Genomic DNA, 21,884 nt, shown 5'->3' with positions numbered 1-21,884 from the left:
CACCCGCAGCCGGCGGCCGACCTTCTCCTGCTGCTCAGGGGCGGCCTCGACATCGGGTACGGGAGAGACCGGCGCGACCGTGTCGACACCCGCATCCAGGGCCCGCAGCTCGGCGTCCAGATCCTCGGGGTCGGTCACTTGACGGGGCGGCAGAACGTTGCCGCCGGCCGACTGGCCTGTCGAGTCAATACCCGTAATCGTCATAGCATCGGCGAGCCTAACCGAGGTTGGTAACGTTGTTGTGTCGAGCGGGCCATGCGTGATCGAGCCGATATGAACGTTGTATTCCGGGCATCCGCAGGTCGGCCCGACATGCTCGCCAACCTCCCCGTGTACCCCGACCGCCTATGTCTCAATCAGGCAAATAATGCGTGGCCGGGGGCCGCTCAACTTTCGGATTCGGGTCTCGGATGGTTAACTCGTTCGGTCCCGCTGTCAGCTTCGATCCGGCAAGACGAGGGAACCTTACTTATGGCAGACATCACTGGAGACCAGCGGATCCAGTCCGAAGTGCTCGAGGGCCTTGCCACGGCCGTGAACCACCGCCGGTGGTTCGTCGAGCTCGCGCTCCCGTACCTGGGAGACAACCCGATCGAGATCGGCAGCGGTCTCGGCGACTACGCGATCGAGTGGGCTGAGCACCTTCCGCGGTTCACGGCGACCGAAGCCGACCCCGACCGGCTCGTGCAGCTCAAGGAGCGCATGGCCAGCTATCCGAACATCGACGTTCGCGAGATGCTGCTGCCCGCGGCCGACGCGAACGGCGAGTACAGCGCCGCCGTCTCGTACAACGTGCTCGAGCACATCGAGGACCACGTCGGCGCGCTGCGCAGCATGGCCGAGCTGGTCCGCCCGGGTGGCCGGGTCATCCTGATCGTGCCGGCCTTCATGTTCGCGATGAGCCAGGTCGACGTCGCCACCGGCCACATCCGGCGCTACACCAAGAAGTCGATGCGCGCCGCGATGAGCGAGGCCGGTCTCGAGATCGAGAAGCTGCACTACGCCAACGCGCTCGGCCTCATCGGGTACTACGGCGCCACCAGCATCTTCAAGCTGGCGCCGAAGGAGGGCCCGATGGTCAAGGTGTACGACTCGCTCGTGCTCCCGGTGACCAAGTTCGCCGAGCAGGTGGTGAAGCCGCCGTTCGGCCAGTCCGTCTTCGTGGTGGCACGCACCCCGCGCTGACGACGACCTACTCCACGGACAAAGCGGCACGGGACACGATACGCAAGGCCGCCGGGCGAACCCGGCGGCCTTTGTCGTGCGCGCTGTCAGCCGCGGACCTGATAGGTCGGGCGGATGGTGGCCCGGGCCAGGGTGTGGAAGGCCAGGTTGAACCCGACGTACGCCGGGGAGGCGTCCGGGCTGACCTCGATCTTGTCGACGTCGAGCGCGTGCACCGCGAAGATGTACCGGTGCGGCCGGTCGGCCGGCGGCGGCGCGGAACCGCCGTAGTTGCGCTCGCCGTAGTCGTTCCGGACGCAGAACGCACCGCCGGGCAGCGGGTCGACGCCGCGCTCGAGCTCGGTCACGCCGGCCGGCAGGTTGACCAGGACCCAGTGCCAGAACCCGCTGCCGGTCGGGGCGTCGGGGTCGAAGCAGGTCACCACGAAGCCGCGCGTCTCGGCCGGGAAGCCGGACCAGGCGAGCTGGGGTGAGACGTTCTTACCGCCCACGCTGGGGTGGGTGAACATGTCGTCGAGCTGCTGTCCGTCGGTCATGTCCGAGCTGGTCACCGTGAACGACGGGACCGGGGGAAGTAGATCGTACGGATCCGGGTGAACCGGGCGGTCGAGACTCATAACGGTGTCCTCCGGCGAGATGGTGGAAAACCTTCTCCGCATTCCCAAACCATGCCGAGCGTAACCGCTCGGGATGATCGCCAGCGGATACCCCCGCCGTCACCCGTCCGGGTAGCCGCACAGCGCGTGCGGGCGGGTGCCGGGGTACGGGGCCATGCTTCTGTCTGACATCCGACCGGGTGTGTGCGGCAGAGATCCCCGCGCCTGGTGGCGATCACGCAAGTCGGCACTCGCTTTGGAGGCGGGTGCCGACTGCTGTGTGGGGTCTTCCCCGCGCTGTCAGAGGCCGAACATCGGCAGACAGGGCTCAAGACCCTCGATCCGCACCGGGACGGCGCGCGCCTTCGCCCACGCCCCCCGGTCGAGTCGCAGGCGCCGGCCGATCATCGGGGTGCCGCGGATCACGTGCCGCGAGATGCCGTCGTCGGCGTAGCCGAGCTTCCGGGAGACCGCATACGAGGCATGGTTGTCCTCGAAAGCCTCCGACGTGGCAAACCGCGCGCCCAGCCCGGTGAACGCCAGTTCGAGGACGGCCGCCCGCATCTCGGTGCCGATGCCACGGCCCTGCTCGGCACGGCCCAGCCAGGAGCCCGTGCCGACCTCGCGCAGCGTGGCGAACGAGGTCGCCTCCAGGCCCTGGGTGCCGACCACCCCGGCCGTCCGCGATCGCCACGAAATTCAACGACCAATTCTCGGTACGCCACCCGGCCCAGGCGGACCACTGCCACTGCAGCACGCTCGCGGCGACTCGCTCCGGCGGCGCGTCGGTCCATTCCGCGACGAACGGCTGCACGGCCGGATCGTGCACGCCGCCGGCCGCGAGCGCGGCCAACTCGGCGAGCGCATCCAGACCCGGCACCCGCAATTCCAGCCGCGGCGTATGCAGCACCAGACCGAACAGCGGCCATTGGTCGGCAATCATGAGCGCGATTATCTCCGGCCCCGGGACCGGCGATCAATGCATTTAGATGCGCTCGATCCGCAATCCGGAATACATCTCCCGATAGACGACTCCGGTGCGATGGTTACCCGCGTCGATCATCATGCCGTGTCCCATGTAGATGCCGACATGCCCGTGGCCCACCACCAGATCGCCGGCCCGGGCCTCGCCACGCGAGATGCTGCGCGCGCGGGCGGCCTGCTCGCTGGAGGAGTGCGGGAGGTGGATGCCGACCTTGGCGTACGCGGACATCGTGAGCCCGGAGCAGTCGAAGCCGCCGTCCCCCGCGCCGCCGCTGCGGTAGCGCTTGCCGAGCTGCGATCGGGCATAGGCGACGACCGCGCTCAGGTTCCCGGCCCGCATCTCGCGGTGCCGGCCTGGACCGGTGCCATGCCGAGCTCCGCCGCCGTGCCGGGTGGCCCGGCCGTCATGCCGGCCGGCCGGGTGCGAGTGCGCCGAGCGGGCACCGCGGGACTCGAACCGGCGCCGCGAATCCGCCGAGGCGGCGCGCGCGGTGCGGGTCGGCCGATCGGTGGAGGGCGTGGCCTTGTGACGGACGCCGGCCGTCCGGCCCGCCGCGGTACGGAGCGTGGACCGCATCGTGCGGGAGGCCCGCTGGGCCTCCACCGCACGCGCCAGGAGGGCGGCCTCCGGGTCGATCCGGGCCGATTCGGCGCGATCCGCGTCGGCCACCGGCGGGGTGTGCGACGAGGCGTGCGGCGCGGCAGCGCTGGCCTGCTCGAGAGGTTCTATGGCCGGCGTGACGACGGCCAGCACGATAGCGCCGACGGTCAGCGCCCGGCGCGCGGACGAACGGTGCAGCGTTGCCTCCGTGGTCGGCCCGGGGCTCTCACGCGAATCCCACCGACGCGGCATAACATTCGGCCGCGCCTGCGCCGCCCGTCGATGGGCGGCAATGGGAACCCGGACTACTGGTCATTTCCGTCGATCATGCCAACACACAACGGGATTCCTTTGGGGCCGAATTCCTACAATCAACCCCACCTCTTCGGAAAAAGAATGCGTTTTGAGGTGTAAATAGCCGCCCGTCGATTCCAGAAATGGCACTCCATCCCGGGCGTGTCACTGTCCGTATCGTGCCCGTTCACGTTTCGTGCGGGCCGAGCCGATAAGTCAGACCTATACCGGCACCCCGGGGTCAGGGCAGCAGCAGTACCTTGCCGACGTGTTCGCTGGACTCCACCAGCTCGTGCGCCTCCTGCGCGGCCGCGAGCGGCAGCGCGTCGTGCACGATCGGCTTGATCGCGCCGGCCTCGACCAGCGGCCACACCGCACCACGCACGCCGGCCACGATGCGGGCCTTGTCGTCGAGCCCACGAGCCCGCAGGCCGGTCGCCGAAATGCGACCGCGCTTGGCCATCAGCAGCCCGAGATCGAGCTCTGCCGAGCGGCCACCCTGGAAGCCGATGATGGCGAGCCGGCCGTCGGGCGCGAGCACCTCGATGTTGCGCCGCAAGTATTTCGCACCAACGATATCGAGCACCACATCGGCGCCACGGCCGCCGGTGAAGTCCTTTGTGGCCGCTACGAAGTCGTCGGTCGTGTAGTCGACGACCAGGTCGGCGCCGAGCCCGGCCAGAACGTCGTGTTTGGACGCCCGCGCCGTGGCGACCACCGTCGCGCCGAGCGCCTTGCCGAGCTGGATGGCGAACGTGCCGATGCCGCTGCCGCCGCCGTGCACCAGCAGCGTCTCGCCCTTGTGCAGGCGGGCGAGGTCCACCACGTTCGACCAGACCGTGCAGGCGACCTCGGGCAGGGCGGCCGCTTCCCGCAGCGACAGGCCGGTCGGCACGGGGAGAAGCTGACCGGCCGGCACGGCGACCCGCTCCGCATAACCGCCGCCGGCCAGCAGCGCGGCCACCCGCTCGCCGACGTGGTGCCCGCTCACCCCGGCACCGACCGCGCTGATCACGCCGGCGCACTCGAGCCCCGGATATTCCGAGGCGCCGGGCGGGGGTGGATAGAAGCCCTGCCGCTGGGACACGTCGGCGCGGTTGACCCCGGCGGCCGTGACGTCGACGACCACCTCGCCCTCGCCGGCCACCGGGTCGGGCACCTCGCGCAGGACGAGCCGTTTGTCTTCGATCACGATCGCGTGCATGGGTTCAGCTTGCCCGACGGGTGTGACAAGAAACGAGGGGGCCCGCGAGCGGCACCCACCACCGCTCGCGAGCCCCCGGCCGGTGCCGGATCAGCCCTTGTAGGCGCCGATGATCTTCGTGTACTGGTACGCCGACTGCGTCACACCGCTGCACGTGTCGTCGTTCGGGTAGCCGCCGGAGCACTGCCGGTCGCGGTTCAACGACCAGAAGGTGAGCCGGGCGATGCCATGCTGCTGCGCGTACGCGGTGATGGTCTGCATGTCGGCGAGGGTGACCACCGCGCCCTCATCGGTGATGCCGTTCATCGAGGAGATGCCGACGTGCTTGTACGCGTCGGCGTCGGACCACCCGTAGGCGGTCTTGAGCCGGTTCTTCAGCCCGTCGGCCGCCTGGACGGTCAGCGCGCCCTGGTTGTTGCCGGTGCTGCCCCAGTCGAAGGTCATGATGCCCCAGCCGTCGACCACCAGCCCGGCCGACGCGGCCCGGTTGATCAGCGAGCTGTCCGGGCCGGTGGTGCCGCTGCCGAGCGTGATGTAGGTGGTGATGCCCGGGTTGTTGGCCTTGATCGTCTTGAGGGCGTCGACCGTCTTCTGCTGGTCGGCCGCGGTGTTGTACGGCGTACCCTCGATGTCGATGTCGATGGCCCTGAGGCCGTACGCACTGATCACCTTCTGATAGGCCGCGGCCAGCGCGGACGCGCTCGAGCAGTAATGCTCGAGCCAGGGGCCGGCGGCCCCGCCGAACGACACCACCACGTCGCCGCCGTTGGCCCGGATCGTGTTGATCGCGGCCTGGTCCTGCCCGCCGGCCAGCGCGCGGCTGCCGTCCCACTTCGGGTCGCAGGTGCCGCTGTTCAGCATGAACGCCATGGTGAACCACTTGACGCCGGTCGCGTTGGTGACCGTGGTCAGGTTCGGCGGGTTGCCCCAGCCGGTGTAGTAGTACGGCGCGACGGCCTTGGCGCCCGGCCCGCCACCGCCGGTCGGCGGCGTGGTGGTCGGCGGCGTCGTGCTCCCGCCGAAGGTCCACTTCTGGTTCGACGTGCCGGTGCAGGTCCACAGCTGGAGCTTCGCCCCGTCCGCGGTGTTCCGGTCCTTGACGTCGAGGCACTTACCGTTCGAGTTGATCAGCGAGCCGCCGGAGAGGCTCCACTTCTGGGTCGCCACCGAGTCGTAGCAGTCCCACATGTGCACGACCGCGCCGTCCGCCGCGGAGTTGTTCGCGACGTCGAGGCACTTGCCCTTGATCTGCACCGAGCCGTTGTCGGCCAAGGTCACGGTCTGGTTGGCCGAGCCCGCATAACAGGTCCACAGCTGCGGCTGCGTCCCGTTGGCGGTGTTGCCGCCGGTGAGATCGAGACATTTGCCGTCGAGCGAGCTCACCAGCGGTCCGGCACTTGCCGCCGACGCGGTGGTGATGCCCAGGATGCCCATCGTGGCGACGACCGCCAGGCTGGACACGATCACGATGAGCCGCCTCATGCCGGCACCGTCCACTTCTGGTTGGCGGCGCCGGTGCAGGTCCAGATCTGCAGCTTCGCACCGTTGGCGGTGTTGTTGTCCTTGACGTCCAGGCACTTGCCGGACGCGGAGTTGATCAGAGCGCCGCCGGAGGCGGACCACTTCTGCGTGGTGACCGTCGAAATGCAATCCCACAGGTGTACGACGCCGCCGTCCGATGTGGAGTTGTTGGCGACGTCGAGGCACTTGCCGAGGCCCCGGACCGTCCCGTCGGCGCCGACCGTCCACTGCTGGTTGGCGTTACCGGCGGTGCAGTCCCACAGCTGCGGCTGGTTGCCGTTGGCCGTCGAGCCGTCGGTCACGTCGAGGCATTTGCCACCGAGCCCGGTGATCGTGCCTGTTTTGTCCCCGGTCCCGCCGCCGCTGCCTTGCGTGCCGCTCCAGGTGAAGGTGGCACTCGTCTTGGTGGGGAGGCTGTACGTGAAGGACTGCCCGCCCCAGTTGACCTTGATCGACTGGGTGCTGCCGCTGGTGTTGTACGCGATCAGCGCCTTCGACCCGTCGCCGTTCTTGAAGGCGACGTTCGGCACCGTCCCGTTGGCCGTCGAGTCGATCCGCACCGCGCCCGGCTTCACGAACTTGGTGAGGTGACCCATCGTGTAGTACTCGACCGTGTAGTCGACCTGCCCGCGCCGGCTGTCGTTGCGGTGCACGGTGACCAGGCCGGTACAGGTGCCGCAGCCGCCGTTGTGCGGCCCCATCGCCTCGTCCACGGCGAGCGACCACTTGGTCCAGCTACGACCCCAGTTGCGGAAGTAGTCGATCAGGTCGCCCATGTCCTCGGCCTGCTGGTTCGACACCCAGGTGCCGCCGGAGTGCTCGGTCATGTACGCGTTCACCGACGGGTACTGGTTGTGCACGGTGGTCGCGGTCGACGGCGAGCCGGCGTAGTCGTGCCACGCGATGCCGCCGAAGTTGGGGTGGTTGCGAATCGCGGTGTCGGCCAGCAGCGGCGCGACCCACGTGTCGTACGTGTCGAAGTTCCAGTCCCCGACCAGGAGTTTCGTGCTGAGCCCGGCGTTCTGCAGGGCCGGCAGCAGGTTGGTCTTGGCGAAGTACTGCAGCCCCGAGGTGTTCCACTGCATCGACGGGTAGCCGGCGCAGCAACCGGGCTCGTTCTGCTCGGTCACGTACCGGATCGGCACGCCCTGCGCCTGATAGCCCTGGATGTACTTCACGAAATACTGGGCGTACGTGCCGTAGTACTGCGACTGAAGGTAGCCCTGGCTGTAGGCGTTGTTGTCCTTCATCCACGGCGGCGCCGACCACGGCGAGCCCATCACGAACATCGAGGGATTGAGGCCGTACGCCTGCTTGGTGAGCGCCATGATGTCGGCGTCCCGCGAGAGCGAGAAGTCGTTCAGGTCGCAGCAGGTCGTGTCGTACGAGTAGCTGTTCTGTGCCAGGTCGGACGACCCGATGACGTTGCGCAGGGCGCTGACGCCGATGCCACCGCTGTTGCTGAACAGCTTGGTCAGCACATCGTTCTGGGTCGCGGCCGACAGAGCGCCACTTCCCTTGATGTCGAAGGCGGCGGTGTCGGTCATCGACGCGCCGGCACCCTCGAACGGCTGGTAGGTGGTGTTCTCGTTGACGGTGATCGTCTGGTTCGCGCTACCGCTGCTGCCCGCGAACGCGATCGGGGTCTGCTGCTGGAGCCCGCGGGTGACGGTGCGCCCGCCGGAGTCGCTGGTCGTGGTCAGGTAGACGTTGACCGTCTCGCCCGCCGCATACGCCTGGGGAGCGACCGCGAGGCTGGCGACGATCGCCACCGCGCAGGCCGCGACGAGCAGCGGTCTCTTCTTGGGGATGGACATGGGGGGATCTCCCTTGCCTTAGGTGGGGGCCCTGGCCGGGATTGGTAAGGTGCTGAACAATAAACACCCGCGTCGATGCCTTGTCAATGGGCAACGGTTCGGCTCGCCGCCACGTTCTTCCAGCTCAGACCCTTGTTAATCGCCTTGATAAAAGTTTCGGCGGAGAGCCGTTGCCCGATGCGGGACAGGGTCTGGCAAACTGGGAGCGCAGCACCGGGAGGGCTCGCCTAGTGGCCGATGGCGCTGGTCTTGAAAACCAGTAAGGGGAAACTCTTCGTGGGTTCGAATCCCACGCCCTCCGCTCGATCACGAGCAGCGACGACGGCCGCTGACCCCGACACGCAAGGGTCAACGGCCGCCGCCGACAGTCACCGGCCGCCGCCGAGTCAACGCCCGAATCCTGGCGCTGCCCACCGCCTGCTGAATCGATACCCAGGCTCGCACGTAGTCTTTGCCGGCAAGGGCTGGCGGGTTCTTACTGTGCGACGAGATCCGATGGGCGAGAACAGCTACGTCATAGGGGCAGCTGAGCACGGCACCGATGATCTAGGATCCTCGCACCTTGGCTGACCCCGGAGGACCCGCATGTCTCGCTCCGCCTGGCTGACCCGTGTCGGTGTCGTCCTGCTCGCCGCCGGCGCGCTCGGCTGGCCCGCCGCGCCGTCGTCGGCCGCCGGCACCGCCGGTGTGGCCTCGGTCTACAACGTCACCAAGGTGATTTACGACGGCGGCAGCAGCCAGGTCAACAACGTCGTGGTGACCCGCTCGGGCAACACCGTCACCTTCGACGACCGCGTGGCCATCAAGCCCGGTACGGGGTGCAAGGCCGTCAGCGGCGACAAGACCAAGGTCCGCTGCACCACCACGAAGGCGCCCACCGCGGTCTACGTCTACCTCAACGACGGCAACGACTACCTGCGCAACGACTCCGGCCTGGCCATGTACGCCACCGGCGGCTCGGGCAACGACATCATGGTCGGCGGCAGCTCGGCCGATCACCTGCTGGGCGAGATGGGCAACGACACGCTGCTCGGCATGGCCGGCAACGACAACCTCGACGGCTTCAACGGCGATGACACGCTCTGGGGCGGCGACGGCAACGACGCTCTCTACGGCTGGTGGGACAACGACACCCTGCACGGCGGCAACGGCAACGACTTCCTGCAAGGCCTTGACGGCAACGACAAGCTGTATGGCGACGCCGGCGCGGACAGCCTGACGGGCGGTAGGGGCAGCGACCGCCTCGAGGGCGGCGCCGGAGACGACTACCTCTCGGGCGACGACCCCCGTGAAAGCAGCACCGTCTGGGCGGACGTCATGCTCGGCGGCCCCGGCCGTGACGGTGTCGACTACGAGTTCTACAGCAAGCCCGTGACGGTCGACCTCGACGGCGCCACCGGCGACGACGGCCAGGCCGGAGAGCACGACACCGTGGGCGCCGACGTCGAGCAGCTCGTGGGCGGCAGCGGCGCCGACCACCTCACCGGCAACGCCGCGGCCAACGGCATCAACGGCGGGAACGGTAACGACGTCATCCACGGCCTCGGCGGCAACGACACCCTCAGCGGGGACGAGGGCCGCGACACGGTTTACGGCGACGACGGCGACGACCTGATCTTCGGCCAGGACGAGGTCGAGGTCGCCGACCACCTCGACGGCGGCGCCAACGCGACGGCCGGCGACGAATGCCAGCCGGGCACCGCCGACACGACGATCAACTGCGAGAGTTGAGCCGAGGAGAAGTCGCCCGCTACCAGCCTCGGCCGCGGGCGCCTCGGTTCGGCTCGGCCCGCACCGGTGGGCGTTGAATTCGCGGCCGCGACCCCTCGGGCCGCCTCCGTCCCCGCGCCGGTCGAGGGGTTGAGGTGGCGGCGTTCGGGCTGGTCAGCGCCCCGGCGGCAAGCAAGGCCATGCCGTAGGCGCGAAGATGCATCTTCACGTCAAGATCTCCCCGTAGACAGGGGCGACGCTACCGGATTTTCGGCACCCCGTGGGGTCAGCGATTCGGCGTGACCGCCGCCAGCAGCTCCGGTGCCCGCTTGTCCAGCAGGTCGGCGGCGATGTTGGCGCCGATCAGATACGCCGCTGTGCCGTACGCCACGCCGACCGGCAGTCCGATCCACAGCCACACCGGCCCGAGCACCAACGCCACGACCTGCAACGGCAGGCTGACCACGATCGCGCCCAGCAATACCGAGATGGCGAGCAGCCCCTTCGCCGGCCCGCCACCGGACGACATCGCGAACGGGTTGCTCGACGCCGGGAACGCGTACGCCGCACGCACCGAGACCGGCAACACCAACCCCAGCCCCACCCCGTACGCGGCAATGAGCAGCCCGAACGTGCTCGGTATCCGGCCGGGGTTCCCGGCCAGCGCGCCCACCACAGTCGACACCACGACCAGCAGCGGCAGCGTGTAGACGGCGTGCGCCGCCGCGCGGGAGCCGATCTCGACGCGTCCGGGAATGCCGGCGGCGAGGTTCGTGGCGTACGCGCTGCTGTCGAAACCGAACTGGTTGACCAGGCCCAGCGCGGCCAGCGCCCCGACGAAGACGACCATCGCACCCGGCGAGCCGTCGCTGATCGTCACGCTGATCGGCAGGAACAGCCCGGCCATCGTGAACGTGATCAGACCGGCCCGCCGCCGCGTCTCGCGCCACCAGTAGCGCACCTCGCGGGACACCAGCGCCCCGAACCGGGTGCCCGGCATCCGCGGCAACAGCAGCAGGTCGACCGGGTTTCGCGAGGCCGTGGTGCCGCGCCGGCCCGCGGCGACGGTGCCGATCATCGCGTTCTCCAGGGTGCTGCTCCACCACCGCAGCAGACCGCCGATGGCGGCCAGGGTGATCAGCAACTTCAGCGGGGCGGCCCACCACCGCCCCGCGGCGATTTCCAGACCGATTCCGTACGGCGCGCCCAACGGCGTCCACCCCACCACCTCGGCCACGGCCCTGACCTTGGCCCAATCGGCTCGCTGGGCACCGGCCAGCACCGCGAGCTGGAGCGGTCCGATCGCCGCCGCGAACATGGCCAGCACGATCGTGGCCAGGTCGCGGGACCGGCGCGATCGGAGGCCGGTGGCGAACGCGCTGGTCACCGCCCGGCTCAGCGACACGCACAGCAGCAGCCCGCAGAGCACCCCGGCGAGCTCGCCCAGCGCCGCCCCGACCCCGCCGAGGCTGCCCGCGGTCTCCACCATCCCTCCCATGGCGACCAGCGTGGCCAGCGCGGGCAGCCCGACGAGCGCGGCCGCCGACAGCCCCCGGATCAGGGTGCTGCGGCGCAGCGGAAGCAGGGCGAAGCGGGCCGGGTCGAGCGACTCGTCGACGCCGAAGAAGACCAGCGGCAGGAACAGCCAGCCGAGCACGATGGCGGCACCGCCGAGCGGAAGCAGGATCGCCGCCGCGCCGGGACGCTGGGCCACCCCGGGGATCGCGAAGATCGCGTACCCGCTGATCGCGAAGATGCCGGAGAGCACCGCCCCGGCGACGAACAGCGCGATCCGGGCCGGCCGGCCGCGCAGGCCGTTGGCCAGCAGCCGCAGCTTGAGCCGGACGAAGGGCGCGACTCCCGGAGGACCGGTCACAGCCAGGCCAGCTCGGAGCCGGTGGCCACCCGGCCGCCGACGACCTGGACGAACACCTCTTCCAGCGAGCGGTCGCCGCGCACCCGGTCGAGCGGGCCGTGCAGCCTCAGCACCCCGTCGGAGAGGATCGCCACGTGGTCGCAGAGGCGCTCGACCACCTCCATCACGTGACTGGAGAAGACGACGGTGCCGCCGCCGGCCACGTACCGCTGGAGGATGTCGCGGATCAGCGCGGCCGAGACCGGGTCGACCGCCTCGAACGGCTCGTCGAGCACGAGCAGCCGCGGGGCGTGCAGCAGCGCACAGGCCAGGCCGATCTTCTTCTTCATGCCGGCCGAGTAGTCGACCACCAGGGTGCGGTTGCCTGTGCCGAGCTCGAGCACCTCGAGCAGCTCACGGGCGCGCTGGTCGACCGTCGCCCGGTCCATGCCGCGCAGCAGGCCGTGATAGGCCAGCAGCTCCGGACCGGTGAGCCGGTCGAACAGGCGCACGCCGTCGGGCAGCACGCCGAGTCTCGCCTTGGCGGCCGCCGGGTCGGCCCACACGTCGTACCCCAGCAGGAAAGCCTGACCGGCATCCGGCCGCAGGAGGCCGACGGCCATGGAGAGCGTCGTGGTCTTGCCGGCCCCGTTGGGGCCGAGGAGGCCGTAGAACGAGCCGGCCGGCACGTCGAGGCTGACCTGGCTGACCGCAAGCTTCGTGTCGAAGTGTTTGACCAGGCCCCGCAGCGACATGGCCGCGGCCTGCTCACCCTGGCGTTGCGCGGGCGCCGTCATGACCCGACGGTAGCGGGCGGCCTCCAGCCCGGACCACCCCCCGTTACGGAGTGATCCGGGCTGCGGGCTCAGCCGACCTTTTCGATGATGGCGTGCCGGATGAGGAACTTGCCGGGCTCGCGGACCTGCTCGAAGGCGGCGTTGTTGAGCAGGACGCAGCTGCCCGACGTGGTCTGGACCTTCACGGTGGTGCTCTTCTTGTTGTCCAGGTTCGTCACCTTGAGGACGGTGCCGATCGGGAAGGTGCCGCTGGAGGCGAAGGGCGCGCCGCCCTCGCCGGAGAGCGTGACCGTGGAGCCCTTGCAGACGACCTGACCGGCGCCGGTGCCGGCGTTGTTCCCGGCGTTGTTCCCGGCGTTGTTTCCGGCGGCGGGCGCCGTGGTGGCCGGCGCGGGGGCGGGTGCGGTGGTCTTCGGCGGCTTCGCGGGATTTGCCGGCTTCGCCGGGGCACCCGCCGCGGCGCCCGGTACCTCGGCAGCCACGTTGGCCGTGCAACCCGCGACCGCCCGGCGCTGGTTGATCAGGTCGACGACCGCCTGCCGATTCGCGATCCGCGCGTCCGACAGGGCGTCCGGGGTGGCCCGCTGCCCCGCGATGAACTGCAGGTTCTGTCGCAACGCCTGGTCGAGACCGATGCAGTTCTCCCCGGCGCTGCTCACCCCCGTACTGATCGCATATGCCCCACCGGCCAGCGCCAGCGCGACCCCGCCGATCAGCAGCTTCCGCGTACGCCCGGACATCGAATTCTGCCGGTACCGCCTCATGTCCCGCTCCTTCGCTCGGTGGTTGCCCCTTGGTACGCGGCGTCCACCCGAGCGGGATCGGGGGTCTTACCTTAAACATCCTTAAATACGCAGCGACTCCGGAGCGTGCAGCCGAAGCATGGTCGCGCCCACATCGTGCGGCACCCGCCGGCTGGTCAGCAGCGACCCGACGATCATCACCAGGAACGCGAGCGGCACCGTCCAGGCCGCCGGCTGCCCGATCAGCTGGGCGGCCCACCCGTCCAGCGGCGGCCCGAGCACGGTGACCAGCACCGCCACCATCGCCGCGCCGCCGCCGATCAGGATGCCGGCCGCCGCGCCCAGATCCGTCAGCCCGCGCCACCAGATGCCCAGCACGAGCAGCGGGCAGAAGCTGGACGCCGCCACCGCGAAGGCGAGCCCGACGACCCGCGAGACGTCCATGGTGGAGACGAAGACCGACAGCGTGACCGGCACGACCGCGGCCAGCAGGGTGGCCACCCGGAAGTCCCGGACCGACCCGCCACGGCCGGCCCGCAGCACGTCCGTGAAGACCACCCCGGCGACGCTGGTGAGCAGCCCCGACGAGGTGGAGAGGAAGGCCGCCAGCGCCCCGGCGGTGACCAGCGCGCCGAGCAGCCGGCCGAGGTGTCCGCTGCCGAGCGCCGCCTCGGGCAGGGTGAGCACGACCGCGTCCGTGTGCCCGGTCATCAGCAGTTGCGGGGTGTAGACCCGGCCGAGCACGCCGTACAGCGTCGGCAGCAGATAGAACAGGCCCACCAGGGCAAGAACGACCAGGGTGGTACGCCGGGCCGACCCGCCGTCCGGGTTGGTGTAGAAGCGGACCAGCACGTGTGGCAGCCCCATCGTGCCCAGGAACGTCGCCAGGATCAGCGAGTACGTGGCGAACAGCGTCCGGTCGCCGCCCGGCAGCAGCCAGTCCGGCCCGGAGCGGACGTCGACCGTGCTGACCTGCGGCACCGGGTCACCCTCGTCGTAGTGCAGAACCTGCCCCTTGGCGACCTCGACCCCGTCGACGGTCGCGTCCTGCTCGAGGACGACCGCGGTGGCCGCCGGGAAGACGGCGCCAGCCGGCGGGTTGACGGCCGGACGGCCGTCCGACTGCCACTGCAGAACCAGGAAGATCACCGGTACGGCGAGGGCCGTCAGCTTCAGCCAGTACTGGAACGCCTGCACGAAGGTGATCGCCCGCATCCCGCCGAGCGCCACATTCGCGGTCACCACCACGCCGACCAGCAACGCTCCCCACACGTACGAGCCGCCGGTGACCGTGGTGAAGGTCAGTCCCGCCCCCTGCAGCTGCGGCACCAGGTAGAGGCATCCGATGAAGACCACGAACAGGCTGGCCAGCCGCCGCAGCGTCGTCGAGCGCAGCCGCACCTGGCAGAAGTCGGGCAGGGTGAACGCGCCCGAGCGACGCAGCGGCGCGGCCACGAACAGCAGCAGCGCCAGGTAACCGGCGGCGAACCCGACCGGGTACCAGAGGACGTCCACGCCGTACCGCAAAATCAGCCCGGCCACCCCCAGGAAGGAGGCGGCCGACAGATACTCGCCGCTGATCGCGGCCGCGTTCCAGGACGGGGAGATCGCCCGCGACGCGACCAGGAAGTCCGAGGTGGTACGGGCGAAGCGCAGCCCGTACGCGCCGATGCCGACGGTCACCACGATCACCAGGATCAAGCCCGGGACCAGGTACGGGTTCACCGCTCGGGCTTCCGGATCAGCGCGATGAAGTCCTGCTCGTTGCGTTCGGCCCAGTGCACGTATGCCCAGCCGACGCCGACCAGGAACGGAAACGACAGCACGCCGAGCAGCACCCAGGGCAGGTTGACGCCGAACACCTTGAGCGTGCCGACCGCGGGCGCGGCCACGAACAGCAACGGCAGCGCGCCCAGCCCCGTCACCACCACCAGCGCGAGGCGGAGGGCGAGCGCGAGCTGGGCGCGGACCAGGCCTTTCACCAGCGCCTCGCCCACCGGCGTCTGTTCCGCGAGGTCCGCATGGCTGCGGTCGGCGGGGCGGCGCTGGGCGGCGACCTCACCCAGCACCACCCGCGTACGTTCCGGAGTCCCGTCCCCGCCCATGCCCGGAGTCTTCCGGTCTCCCGGGGGATGTCAAGAGCAGCGGTAGGCGGGGTCGGACAGTTCCGTCGCGATGACCTTGCGAGCCTGTTGACGGCCGAGGTTCCAGCCGCGCCAGTCGTCCGGTGCCCCCGCCAGGTCGAAGTTGATGCGCGAGAGCACGCAGGCCCGGCGGTCCGGGGACAGCCCGCTCAGCCCCGGCACCACGTCCGGCGAGAGCGTGCCCAGGTAGTCGAGGTCGACCGTCCGGTTCTGCCGGATGTTGTGTTCGGCGATCATCCGGTCCGGGTTCGCGGCGGCCAGGCCGAGCAGCGCCAGCACTCCCGCCGCGATCGCGACTCGGGGAAGCCAGGGCGCCCTGATGCGTACGCCCGCGACCAGAACCAGCATCAGCACCAGGCCGAACCAGGCCTCGCAGCACGCCACCAGCAGACGCAGCCGGGTGAGGCCGTAGGTGTCGGCGTAGAGGTTCATCCGATGCAGCGCCGAACCCACGATGACCAGCGTCAAGGCGGCAAGCGCGCCGAGCACGACGCGGATTGTCGTACGGTCGGCGGGCTGGGCGCGCGGCGCCCAGCGGGCCGCGCCGGCCAGCACGATCAGGGTCAGCGCGGTGACGAACGAGAGCTGCCAGAAGCCCGATCGGGCGTACTCGGCATAGGTCAGCCCGTTGGTCTGCAGCACGTGCCGGTTGCCGCCGAAGAGCACGGTGAGCTGCACCGTGACGAAGCCGGCGAACAGCAGCACGAGCAGGCCGAGCGGGACCGCCCATTCGAATCGGTTGACCTTGCGGCCCTCGGTGGCGTCCAGTGCGGACAGGTCGGGCGGCCCGGCACGCAGGAACGCGGCGCCGCCCAGCCCGAGTGTCGCGATCGCGAAGACGAAGATCCAGCGGACGGTGGTGGGCAGGCTGACCTCCGGCGAGAGCCGCTCGAGCGCCCCGGCGAACGCGGCGTCGGCCGAGGCGAACAGCGCACCGAAGACGACCAGCAGCGTGAGCGAGACCGCGACGGTGGCGGCGACCCGGACGTTCGCGGCGGCCTCGACCGGTTTGCGCACCCGGGCCGCGGTCCGGGTCAGCCAGGGCAGCGAGCGGAAGGCGGCGGCCACCGGCATCGTGTAGCCGGCCGCGATGCTGCGCAGCGAGCGGCCGCCGGCCAGGGCGAGCGAGCCGGTGAGGGTGGCGGTCGCCAGGCAGAGCAGGAACAGCCAGCCGGCCGAGCGGACCGTGCCGACCCCGATCAGCGCGACGGTCGCGAGGGCCCACCCGTAACGGTCCGGGCGCGAGCGCACGGGCGGGCGGACGACCAGCGGCGCCGGGGCGTCCGGATGCGGCCGGGCGGGAATCGCGCCCGCCATGATCAGCGCGGCGACGCCGGCCACGGCGGCGACCAGCCAGCCGATCCCGGCCCGGTCCAGGGGCAGGCTGATCGCGGCCACCACGGCGGCGCCGGCGATCGCCAGGACTCCGCCGACGGTGGCCGGCTGGCCGGCGCCCGGCCAATGACGCCCCCAGGGCGTGCCGGTCGGCCACGGCCCGTGCACCGGCGAGGGATAGAGGGGCGGCCGTGAGAGGACCGGTGGCGGAGTAGACACGTTATACCTCCATATTTCCGGTGTTTTCCGGGCAGGCTGATAGGGCCCGGTGAGGTCCGGGCTTGCCGTACGGGATCGGTCAGGCGGGCTGCTGAAGCGGCAGCGTCACGTGGATGTGGCAGCCATGCTGGGCGCCGTCCGGGTCGACCACCGCGATCGTGCCGCGATGCAGCTGCACCACCCAGCGGGCGATGGCCAGGCCCAGCCCCGTGCCGCCGCTGCCCGGCCGCTCACCGCGGGTGAACCGTTCGAAGACCCGGTCGCGCTCGGCCCGCGGGATGCCCTCGCCCTCGTCGGCGACCGCGAGCAACAGGTGGTCGTCGCGGCGCTCGGCGCGCACCAGCACGGTGCCGCCCGACGGGCTGTGCCGGGCCGCGTTGTCCAGCAGGTTCGCGAAGACCTGATGCAGCCGCTCGCGGTCCCCGGGCACCACGACCGAGGGCGCGGAGACCTCGAACCGCACGTCCCGGCCGGCGCCGGCCGCGTTCACCCGGGCCTCCGCGACCACGTCGTCGAAGAACGAGGCGACATCGATGGGCGTACGCACGAGCGGCACCACGCCGGCGTCCACCCGGGACAGGTCGAGCAGCTCGGTGACCAGCCGCCCGAGGCGCTCGGTCTGGCTCAGCGCGGTCTGCATCATCTCGGGCTCGGCACTGGCGACGCCGTCGACGATGTTCTCCAGCAGGCCCTGCAGCGCGGTGATCGGGGTACGCAGTTCGTGCGAGACGTTCGCGATCAGCTCGCGCCGTTGCCGGTCGGCCGCCTGCAGGTCGGCCGCCATCTGATTGAACGCCACGGCGAGCTGGCCGACCTCGTCGCGCGAGGTGGCCCGCACCCGCAGGGTGTAGTCGCCCTGCGCCATCGCCTTGGCCGCGGCGGTCATCTCGCGCAGCGGCGAGGTCATGCCGTGGGCCAGGATCTGCAGCGTGCTCAGCGCGACCACGATCGCGGTGACCGAGGTCCAGAGCGGGAACCAGTGCAGCCAGAGGGTGAACCAGGCCATCCCGGCCGCGCCCGCCCCGATCAGGATCATCCCGATCTTGATTTTGATCGACCGCACCGGATCGAGCGGCCGGGGCAGCGGAATCCGGATCATCGCTCCACCTCCAGGGCATAACCCACGCCGTGCACCGTACGGATGAGGTCGGAGCCCAGCTTGCGCCGCAGGCCTTTGATGTGGCTGTCCACCGTCCGGGTGCCGGACGCGTCGGCCCAGCCCCACACGTCGGCGAGCAGCCGCTCCCGGGGCAGCACCGTCCGCGGGTGGGCCGCCAGATGAACCAGCAGGTCGAACTCGGTCGGCGTCAGGTGCGCCTCGACGCCGGCCCGCACCACCCGGCGCTCCGCCTGATTGATCTCCAGGTCGCCGAACCGCAATGTCGGCGGCCCGGCCGGCGCCGGCGCGCCCTTCGCGATCCGGCGCAGCAGCGCGTGCACCCGGGCCGCGAGCTCGCGCATGGAGAACGGCTTGACCATGTAGTCGTCCGCGCCCACCGCGAGCCCGACCAGCAGGTCGGTCTCGTCGTCGCGGGCGGTCAGCATCAGCACCGGCACCGGCCGCTCGGCCTGAATCCGGCGGCACACCTCGAGCCCGTCGAAGCCCGGCAGCATGACATCCAGAACGATCAGGTCGGGCTGCACCCGCCGCGCCGCCGCGACCGCCGTCGGCCCGTCCCCGGCCACCTCCACCACGAAGCCCTCGGCCCGGAGTCGAGCCGCGACCGCGTCGGCGATGGTTCGCTCGTCCTCGACGACGAGCACCCGCCGTTCTGCTGTCTCCACCGCCGCCACCTCCCGCTACGCCCCCGCCATCTAACCCCGAGGGGACAAGGCCGCCGGTGTGCCCCCGTGACCACCGGCCAACCTTCGAGCGGCAGCCTATTGATCATGCGTGCAGACCGGGCGGTGAGTTTGTGAACGACCTGTGGAGAAGCTGAATACACGAGGGGCCCACGCGGCATATGCCGCGTGGGCCCCAGGCGTCAGTGGGGTCAGGAGACCTTGAAGTTGCGGATCGGGCTGTAACCGGCCGAGTGGTCGGTGTCAGCCGGCTTGTAGATCCGGTAGTAGTAGGTGCCCTTCGAGGTCGGCTTGATCGCGATCGAGTAGCCGCTGGTCGACGACAGCGCCCTGCTCGTCACGTTCTGCCACTTGCCTCCGCCGAGGTACCGCTGCAGGTACACCGTCTGACCCGCGTGGCTCGGCGTCACGGAGCCGTAGATGTACACCGTCCCGCCCAGCGGGAACGACGTCTTCGACAGCGTCGACGACACCGTGGTGCTGACGCCGACCGTCCGCACCGCGCTGGCGTTGCCGACGTACGCGGTCGAGTTCCGGAAGGCCCAGTAGTAGTCGGTGCTGTACGTCGGCTTGTTGACGAACGAGACCGCCCCGTTGGTGCCGCTGGTCACGGTGGCCAGCAGCGTCCACGCGGTAGTGCCCTTGCGCCGGCTGTACAGCTGCACCGGCTGGCCGGTGACCCCGGCCCCGTTGCTCGGCCCGATCAGCCGGCCGTACAACGTCACCGAGCCGCCGTAGGTCAGCGCGGTGGAGCTGCTGTTGATGGCGAGCGTGGTGCCGAGCAGCTGGATGGTCGCCACCGGGCTGTACTTGCCGGAGCGGTCCCGGACCCACGCCGCGAAGGTGTAGGTCGCGCCCGAGGTCAGGCCGGTGACCGTCGCGCTGCTACCCGTGCCGGCGTACACCGCCGTGCCCGCCGTCGGACCGGAGGGAGCGGTGTTGCCGGCGGCCATCCGCACGATCACCTGGTCGAGGTCGGTGATCGACGGGAGGGTCCAGGACAGCGCCGCCGCCCTAGTCCCACCGGTCGCCTTGAGGTTGGTCACGGCCGCCGGCGCGAGGTTGACGGTCGTGAACGTGCTGGTGTACGGCGCGCCCTGGCCGGTGTTGGTGCTGTCGAGCAGCCCACTCACCACGATCCGGTAGGGGGTGTTGTCCTGCAGCGCGGCCGACGGAGTGAGCGTTGCGGTCTTGGTGTCCGAGTCGTACGCGACCGTGGCCGCCACCGCGGCACCGGTGCGCCCGCTCAGCAACCGGACGGTGTCGCTGGTGACCGAGGAGGCGTCCACGTCGCGCTGGAAGGTGACCGTGGGCTGGGTGGCAACCGGCTGCCCGGTGGCGAAGTCGGCCGGGCTGGCGTCCCGCACCCATTCCTGCTGACCGACCGGCAAGGAGCCGCCGGAGGCCGACCCGACCGAGAGCGTGTACGACCGGGTGTCCGCACCGCCGTTGACGTTGCGCACCTTGACGTAGTAGGTGCCCGCGGTGAGGTTCAGCGACAGCGACTCGGGAACGCCCCAGGATCCGGTGTCGGCCTGGCCGACGACGTGCAGGTCCTGGTCGTACACGGCCAGCGCCGGGTTGGCGTTCTGCGCCCAGTGCTGCGGGTCGTCCACCGCCGGCACCACCCGGACGGTCGCCGGGGCGCCGGCCGAGGTGAAGCGGTACCAGTCGGCGTCGCCCTCCACGGCGAACGTGCCGGTGACCGAGCCGGAGAACGACGTGGCCCGGGCGGGGACGTCGTTGGGCTCGCCGGTCCCGAGGGCCCGCTGCGGGAAGTCGGTGGTCCAGGCGCCGCCGGTCGCGGCGAACGCGTCCACGACGCCGTAGCCGTAGTACGGGTCGAGACCGCGCGGGCCCGCGTCCCGGGCGGTGAGCTTCAGCCGGCTGATCACCTGGCCCACCGTCAGGGCCGGATACTCGGAGCGCACCAGCGCGGCCACGCCGGAGACGATCGGCGCGGCGAAAGAGGTGCCGTCGCCGATGTAGTAGTCCTCGCCCGGACCGTTGGCGGGGTCCAGGCCCGGGCCGGTGGAGACGATGGCGTAGCCGGGGGCGGCCACGTCGACCCAGTCACCGTAGGTGCTGAAGTCGGTGAGGTTGCCGGCGTGGTCGGTGGCACCGACCGCGAGCACCTCCGGGTAGACGGCCGGGTACTGCGGCGCGTTGTCGCCGCTGTTGCCCGCCGCCACCACGACCAGCGCGCCCTTGTTGGTGGCGTACTTGATCGCGTCGTGCAGGACGGCGTCGTCGTCCGGGCCGCCGAGGGACAGGTTGATGACCTTCGCGCCGTGGTCGGCTGCCCAGGTGACGCCCCTGGCGATGTCCGAGTCCCAGCCGGAGCCTTCCTTGTCCAGCGCCTTGACCGGCATGACCCGCCCGGTCCAGGCGACGCCGGCGACCCCGATGCTGTTGTTGGTGTTGGCGGCCGCGATCCCGGCGACCATCGAGCCGTGGCCGTTGTCGTCGCTCTTGGCGCCGGCGGCGATGGCCGTGTTCGTGATGGCGTTGTAGCCGGCGACCGTGCGGCCCTTCAGGTCCTCGTGTGCGCCGTTGACGCCGGTGTCGACCACGGCGATCAGCTGCGCGGTGGAGCCCTTGGTGCGGTCCCACGCCTGCGGCACCCGAACCGTCTTGAGATAGTCCTGGTCACCGTACGTGTAGCCGGGGTCATTGGGCGTAGCGGTGATCTGCCGCTTGTAGTCCAGCGACGCCGCGCTGACCGCCGGGTCGGCGCGCAGCTGGCGAAGCGCGTCGGCCGCGGAGCCGTCGGTGTGGACCTTGACGAATCCGGTGCCCTCGACGGCGCCCAGGCTGCTGACACTGCGCTTGCTCAGCGCCTTGTTCTTCGTCGTGGCCGAGAGGCCGGACTTGAACCGCACCAGCACCGTGTGCGGGTCGAACTTCTGCTGGGCCGCGTGCTTGCGGGCCGCTCCGGCAAACTGCTTGAACGTGGGCCGCTGAGGTGGCTGCGGCTGGGTGTCGGCGAACGCGATCTGGCTGATGGGAACGAGCGCGACCAGCGCGAGCCCCGCTACCGCATAGCGGCGAAACGACATGTTCCTGCCCCGTGGTA

17 protein-coding genes and 1 tRNA gene are annotated in these 21,884 nt (G+C 70.4%); 3 read left to right on the top strand and 15 right to left on the bottom strand.

The annotated features are described in order from the left end of the window. Positions 1-471 precede the first annotated feature (471 nt). A complete protein-coding gene (locus ODJ79_RS00590) occupies positions 472-1,185 on the top strand; it encodes a class I SAM-dependent methyltransferase (protein WP_263021264.1) in 714 nt (237 codons plus the stop codon). 86 nt (positions 1,186-1,271) lie between these two features. On the opposite strand, the gene ODJ79_RS00585 is transcribed toward ODJ79_RS00590, so the two are convergent. The 6 genes from ODJ79_RS00585 to ODJ79_RS00560 all read right to left on the bottom strand — a co-directional run bounded on the left by ODJ79_RS00585 (position 1,272) and on the right by ODJ79_RS00560 (position 8,202). Then, on the bottom strand, positions 1,272-1,802 hold the full coding sequence (locus ODJ79_RS00585; RefSeq protein WP_263021263.1) for a YbhB/YbcL family Raf kinase inhibitor-like protein: 531 nt from the start codon (positions 1,800-1,802) through the stop codon (positions 1,272-1,274). Between the two features lie 279 nt (positions 1,803-2,081). Continuing rightward, a complete protein-coding gene (locus tag ODJ79_RS00580; protein WP_263021262.1) occupies positions 2,082-2,453 on the bottom strand; it encodes a GNAT family N-acetyltransferase in 372 nt (123 codons plus the stop codon). A gap of 313 nt (positions 2,454-2,766) precedes the next feature. After that, complete coding sequence (locus ODJ79_RS00575; RefSeq protein WP_263021261.1) at positions 2,767-3,519, bottom strand: C40 family peptidase; 753 nt, start codon at positions 3,517-3,519, stop codon at positions 2,767-2,769. 382 nt (positions 3,520-3,901) lie between these two features. Continuing rightward, positions 3,902-4,864: an NAD(P)H-quinone oxidoreductase gene (locus ODJ79_RS00570; RefSeq protein WP_263021260.1), complete on the bottom strand. Its 963-nt coding sequence runs from the start codon at positions 4,862-4,864 to the stop codon at positions 3,902-3,904. Between the two features lie 90 nt (positions 4,865-4,954). Beyond that, the gene (locus tag ODJ79_RS00565; protein ID WP_263021259.1) at positions 4,955-6,346 is read right to left on the bottom strand and encodes a ricin-type beta-trefoil lectin domain protein; all 1,392 of its coding nucleotides are present in this window, start codon (positions 6,344-6,346) and stop codon (positions 4,955-4,957) included. Continuing rightward, positions 6,343-8,202 carry an RICIN domain-containing protein gene (locus ODJ79_RS00560; protein WP_263021258.1) on the bottom strand — a complete coding sequence of 620 codons (1,860 nt, stop codon included), beginning with the start codon at positions 8,200-8,202 and terminating at the stop codon, positions 6,343-6,345. Before ODJ79_RS00560 ends, ODJ79_RS00565 begins: the two co-directional genes overlap by 4 nt. Before the next feature lie 216 nt (positions 8,203-8,418). Between ODJ79_RS00560 and ODJ79_RS00555 the strand changes: the two genes are divergently transcribed. Then, positions 8,419-8,503 (top strand) — tRNA-Ser (locus ODJ79_RS00555). A gap of 284 nt (positions 8,504-8,787) precedes the next feature. Next, complete coding sequence (locus tag ODJ79_RS46960; protein ID WP_317620621.1) at positions 8,788-9,933, top strand: calcium-binding protein; 1,146 nt, start codon at positions 8,788-8,790, stop codon at positions 9,931-9,933. Positions 9,934-10,198: 265 nt separating this feature from the next. On the opposite strand, the gene ODJ79_RS00540 is transcribed toward ODJ79_RS46960, so the two are convergent. From ODJ79_RS00540 to ODJ79_RS00500, 9 genes are all read right to left on the bottom strand, one after another. Then, a complete protein-coding gene (locus ODJ79_RS00540) occupies positions 10,199-11,788 on the bottom strand; it encodes an ABC transporter permease (RefSeq protein ID WP_263021257.1) in 1,590 nt (529 codons plus the stop codon). Then, entirely contained in the window at positions 11,785-12,564 is a 780-nt protein-coding gene (locus ODJ79_RS00535) for an ABC transporter ATP-binding protein (protein WP_263021256.1), read from the bottom strand. The genes ODJ79_RS00540 and ODJ79_RS00535 overlap by 4 nt, the downstream gene beginning before the upstream one ends. A gap of 68 nt (positions 12,565-12,632) precedes the next feature. Then, positions 12,633-13,328: a septal ring lytic transglycosylase RlpA family protein gene (locus tag ODJ79_RS00530; RefSeq protein ID WP_263021255.1), complete on the bottom strand. Its 696-nt coding sequence runs from the start codon at positions 13,326-13,328 to the stop codon at positions 12,633-12,635. 81 nt (positions 13,329-13,409) lie between these two features. Continuing rightward, entirely contained in the window at positions 13,410-15,032 is a 1,623-nt protein-coding gene (locus ODJ79_RS00525) for a cation acetate symporter (RefSeq protein ID WP_263021254.1), read from the bottom strand. Next, the gene (locus ODJ79_RS00520; RefSeq protein ID WP_263021253.1) at positions 15,029-15,412 is read right to left on the bottom strand and encodes a hypothetical protein; all 384 of its coding nucleotides are present in this window, start codon (positions 15,410-15,412) and stop codon (positions 15,029-15,031) included. The genes ODJ79_RS00525 and ODJ79_RS00520 overlap by 4 nt, the downstream gene beginning before the upstream one ends. Before the next feature lie 30 nt (positions 15,413-15,442). Next, on the bottom strand, positions 15,443-17,005 hold the full coding sequence (locus ODJ79_RS00515; protein ID WP_263021252.1) for a DUF4153 domain-containing protein: 1,563 nt from the start codon (positions 17,003-17,005) through the stop codon (positions 15,443-15,445). A 79-nt stretch (positions 17,006-17,084) separates the two neighbouring features. Further along, positions 17,085-18,104: a sensor histidine kinase gene (locus ODJ79_RS00510; protein ID WP_263021251.1), complete on the bottom strand. Its 1,020-nt coding sequence runs from the start codon at positions 18,102-18,104 to the stop codon at positions 17,085-17,087. Further along, positions 18,101-18,790: a response regulator transcription factor gene (locus ODJ79_RS00505; protein WP_263021250.1), complete on the bottom strand. Its 690-nt coding sequence runs from the start codon at positions 18,788-18,790 to the stop codon at positions 18,101-18,103. The genes ODJ79_RS00510 and ODJ79_RS00505 overlap by 4 nt, the downstream gene beginning before the upstream one ends. 209 nt (positions 18,791-18,999) lie before the next feature. Next, entirely contained in the window at positions 19,000-21,867 is a 2,868-nt protein-coding gene (locus tag ODJ79_RS00500) for a S8 family serine peptidase (protein WP_263021249.1), read from the bottom strand. Positions 21,868-21,884: the final 17 nt, after the last annotated feature.

This window comes from Actinoplanes sp. KI2, assembly GCF_025630775.1.
Taxonomy (GTDB): domain Bacteria; phylum Actinomycetota; class Actinomycetes; order Mycobacteriales; family Micromonosporaceae; genus Actinoplanes.
This window is presented reverse-complemented; position numbering and strand designations above follow the sequence as displayed.

What these genes read in the sequence shown, in the direction of transcription:
- ODJ79_RS00590 (WP_263021264.1), top strand. Translation starts at nt 472, where the DNA reads ATGGCAGACATCACTGGAGACCAGCGGATCCAGTCCGAAGTGCTCGAG.
- ODJ79_RS00585 (WP_263021263.1), bottom strand. Translation starts at nt 1,802, where the DNA reads ATGAGTCTCGACCGCCCGGTTCACCCGGATCCGTACGATCTACTTCCC.
- ODJ79_RS00570 (WP_263021260.1), bottom strand. Translation starts at nt 4,864, where the DNA reads ATGCACGCGATCGTGATCGAAGACAAACGGCTCGTCCTGCGCGAGGTG.
- ODJ79_RS00565 (WP_263021259.1), bottom strand. Translation starts at nt 6,346, where the DNA reads ATGAGGCGGCTCATCGTGATCGTGTCCAGCCTGGCGGTCGTCGCCACG.
- ODJ79_RS00560 (WP_263021258.1), bottom strand. Translation starts at nt 8,202, where the DNA reads ATGTCCATCCCCAAGAAGAGACCGCTGCTCGTCGCGGCCTGCGCGGTG.
- ODJ79_RS46960 (WP_317620621.1), top strand. Translation starts at nt 8,788, where the DNA reads ATGTCTCGCTCCGCCTGGCTGACCCGTGTCGGTGTCGTCCTGCTCGCC.
- ODJ79_RS00535 (WP_263021256.1), bottom strand. Translation starts at nt 12,564, where the DNA reads ATGACGGCGCCCGCGCAACGCCAGGGTGAGCAGGCCGCGGCCATGTCG.
- ODJ79_RS00530 (WP_263021255.1), bottom strand. Translation starts at nt 13,328, where the DNA reads ATGAGGCGGTACCGGCAGAATTCGATGTCCGGGCGTACGCGGAAGCTG.
- ODJ79_RS00520 (WP_263021253.1), bottom strand. Translation starts at nt 15,412, where the DNA reads ATGGGCGGGGACGGGACTCCGGAACGTACGCGGGTGGTGCTGGGTGAG.
- ODJ79_RS00510 (WP_263021251.1), bottom strand. Translation starts at nt 18,104, where the DNA reads ATGATCCGGATTCCGCTGCCCCGGCCGCTCGATCCGGTGCGGTCGATC.
- ODJ79_RS00500 (WP_263021249.1), bottom strand. Translation starts at nt 21,867, where the DNA reads ATGTCGTTTCGCCGCTATGCGGTAGCGGGGCTCGCGCTGGTCGCGCTC.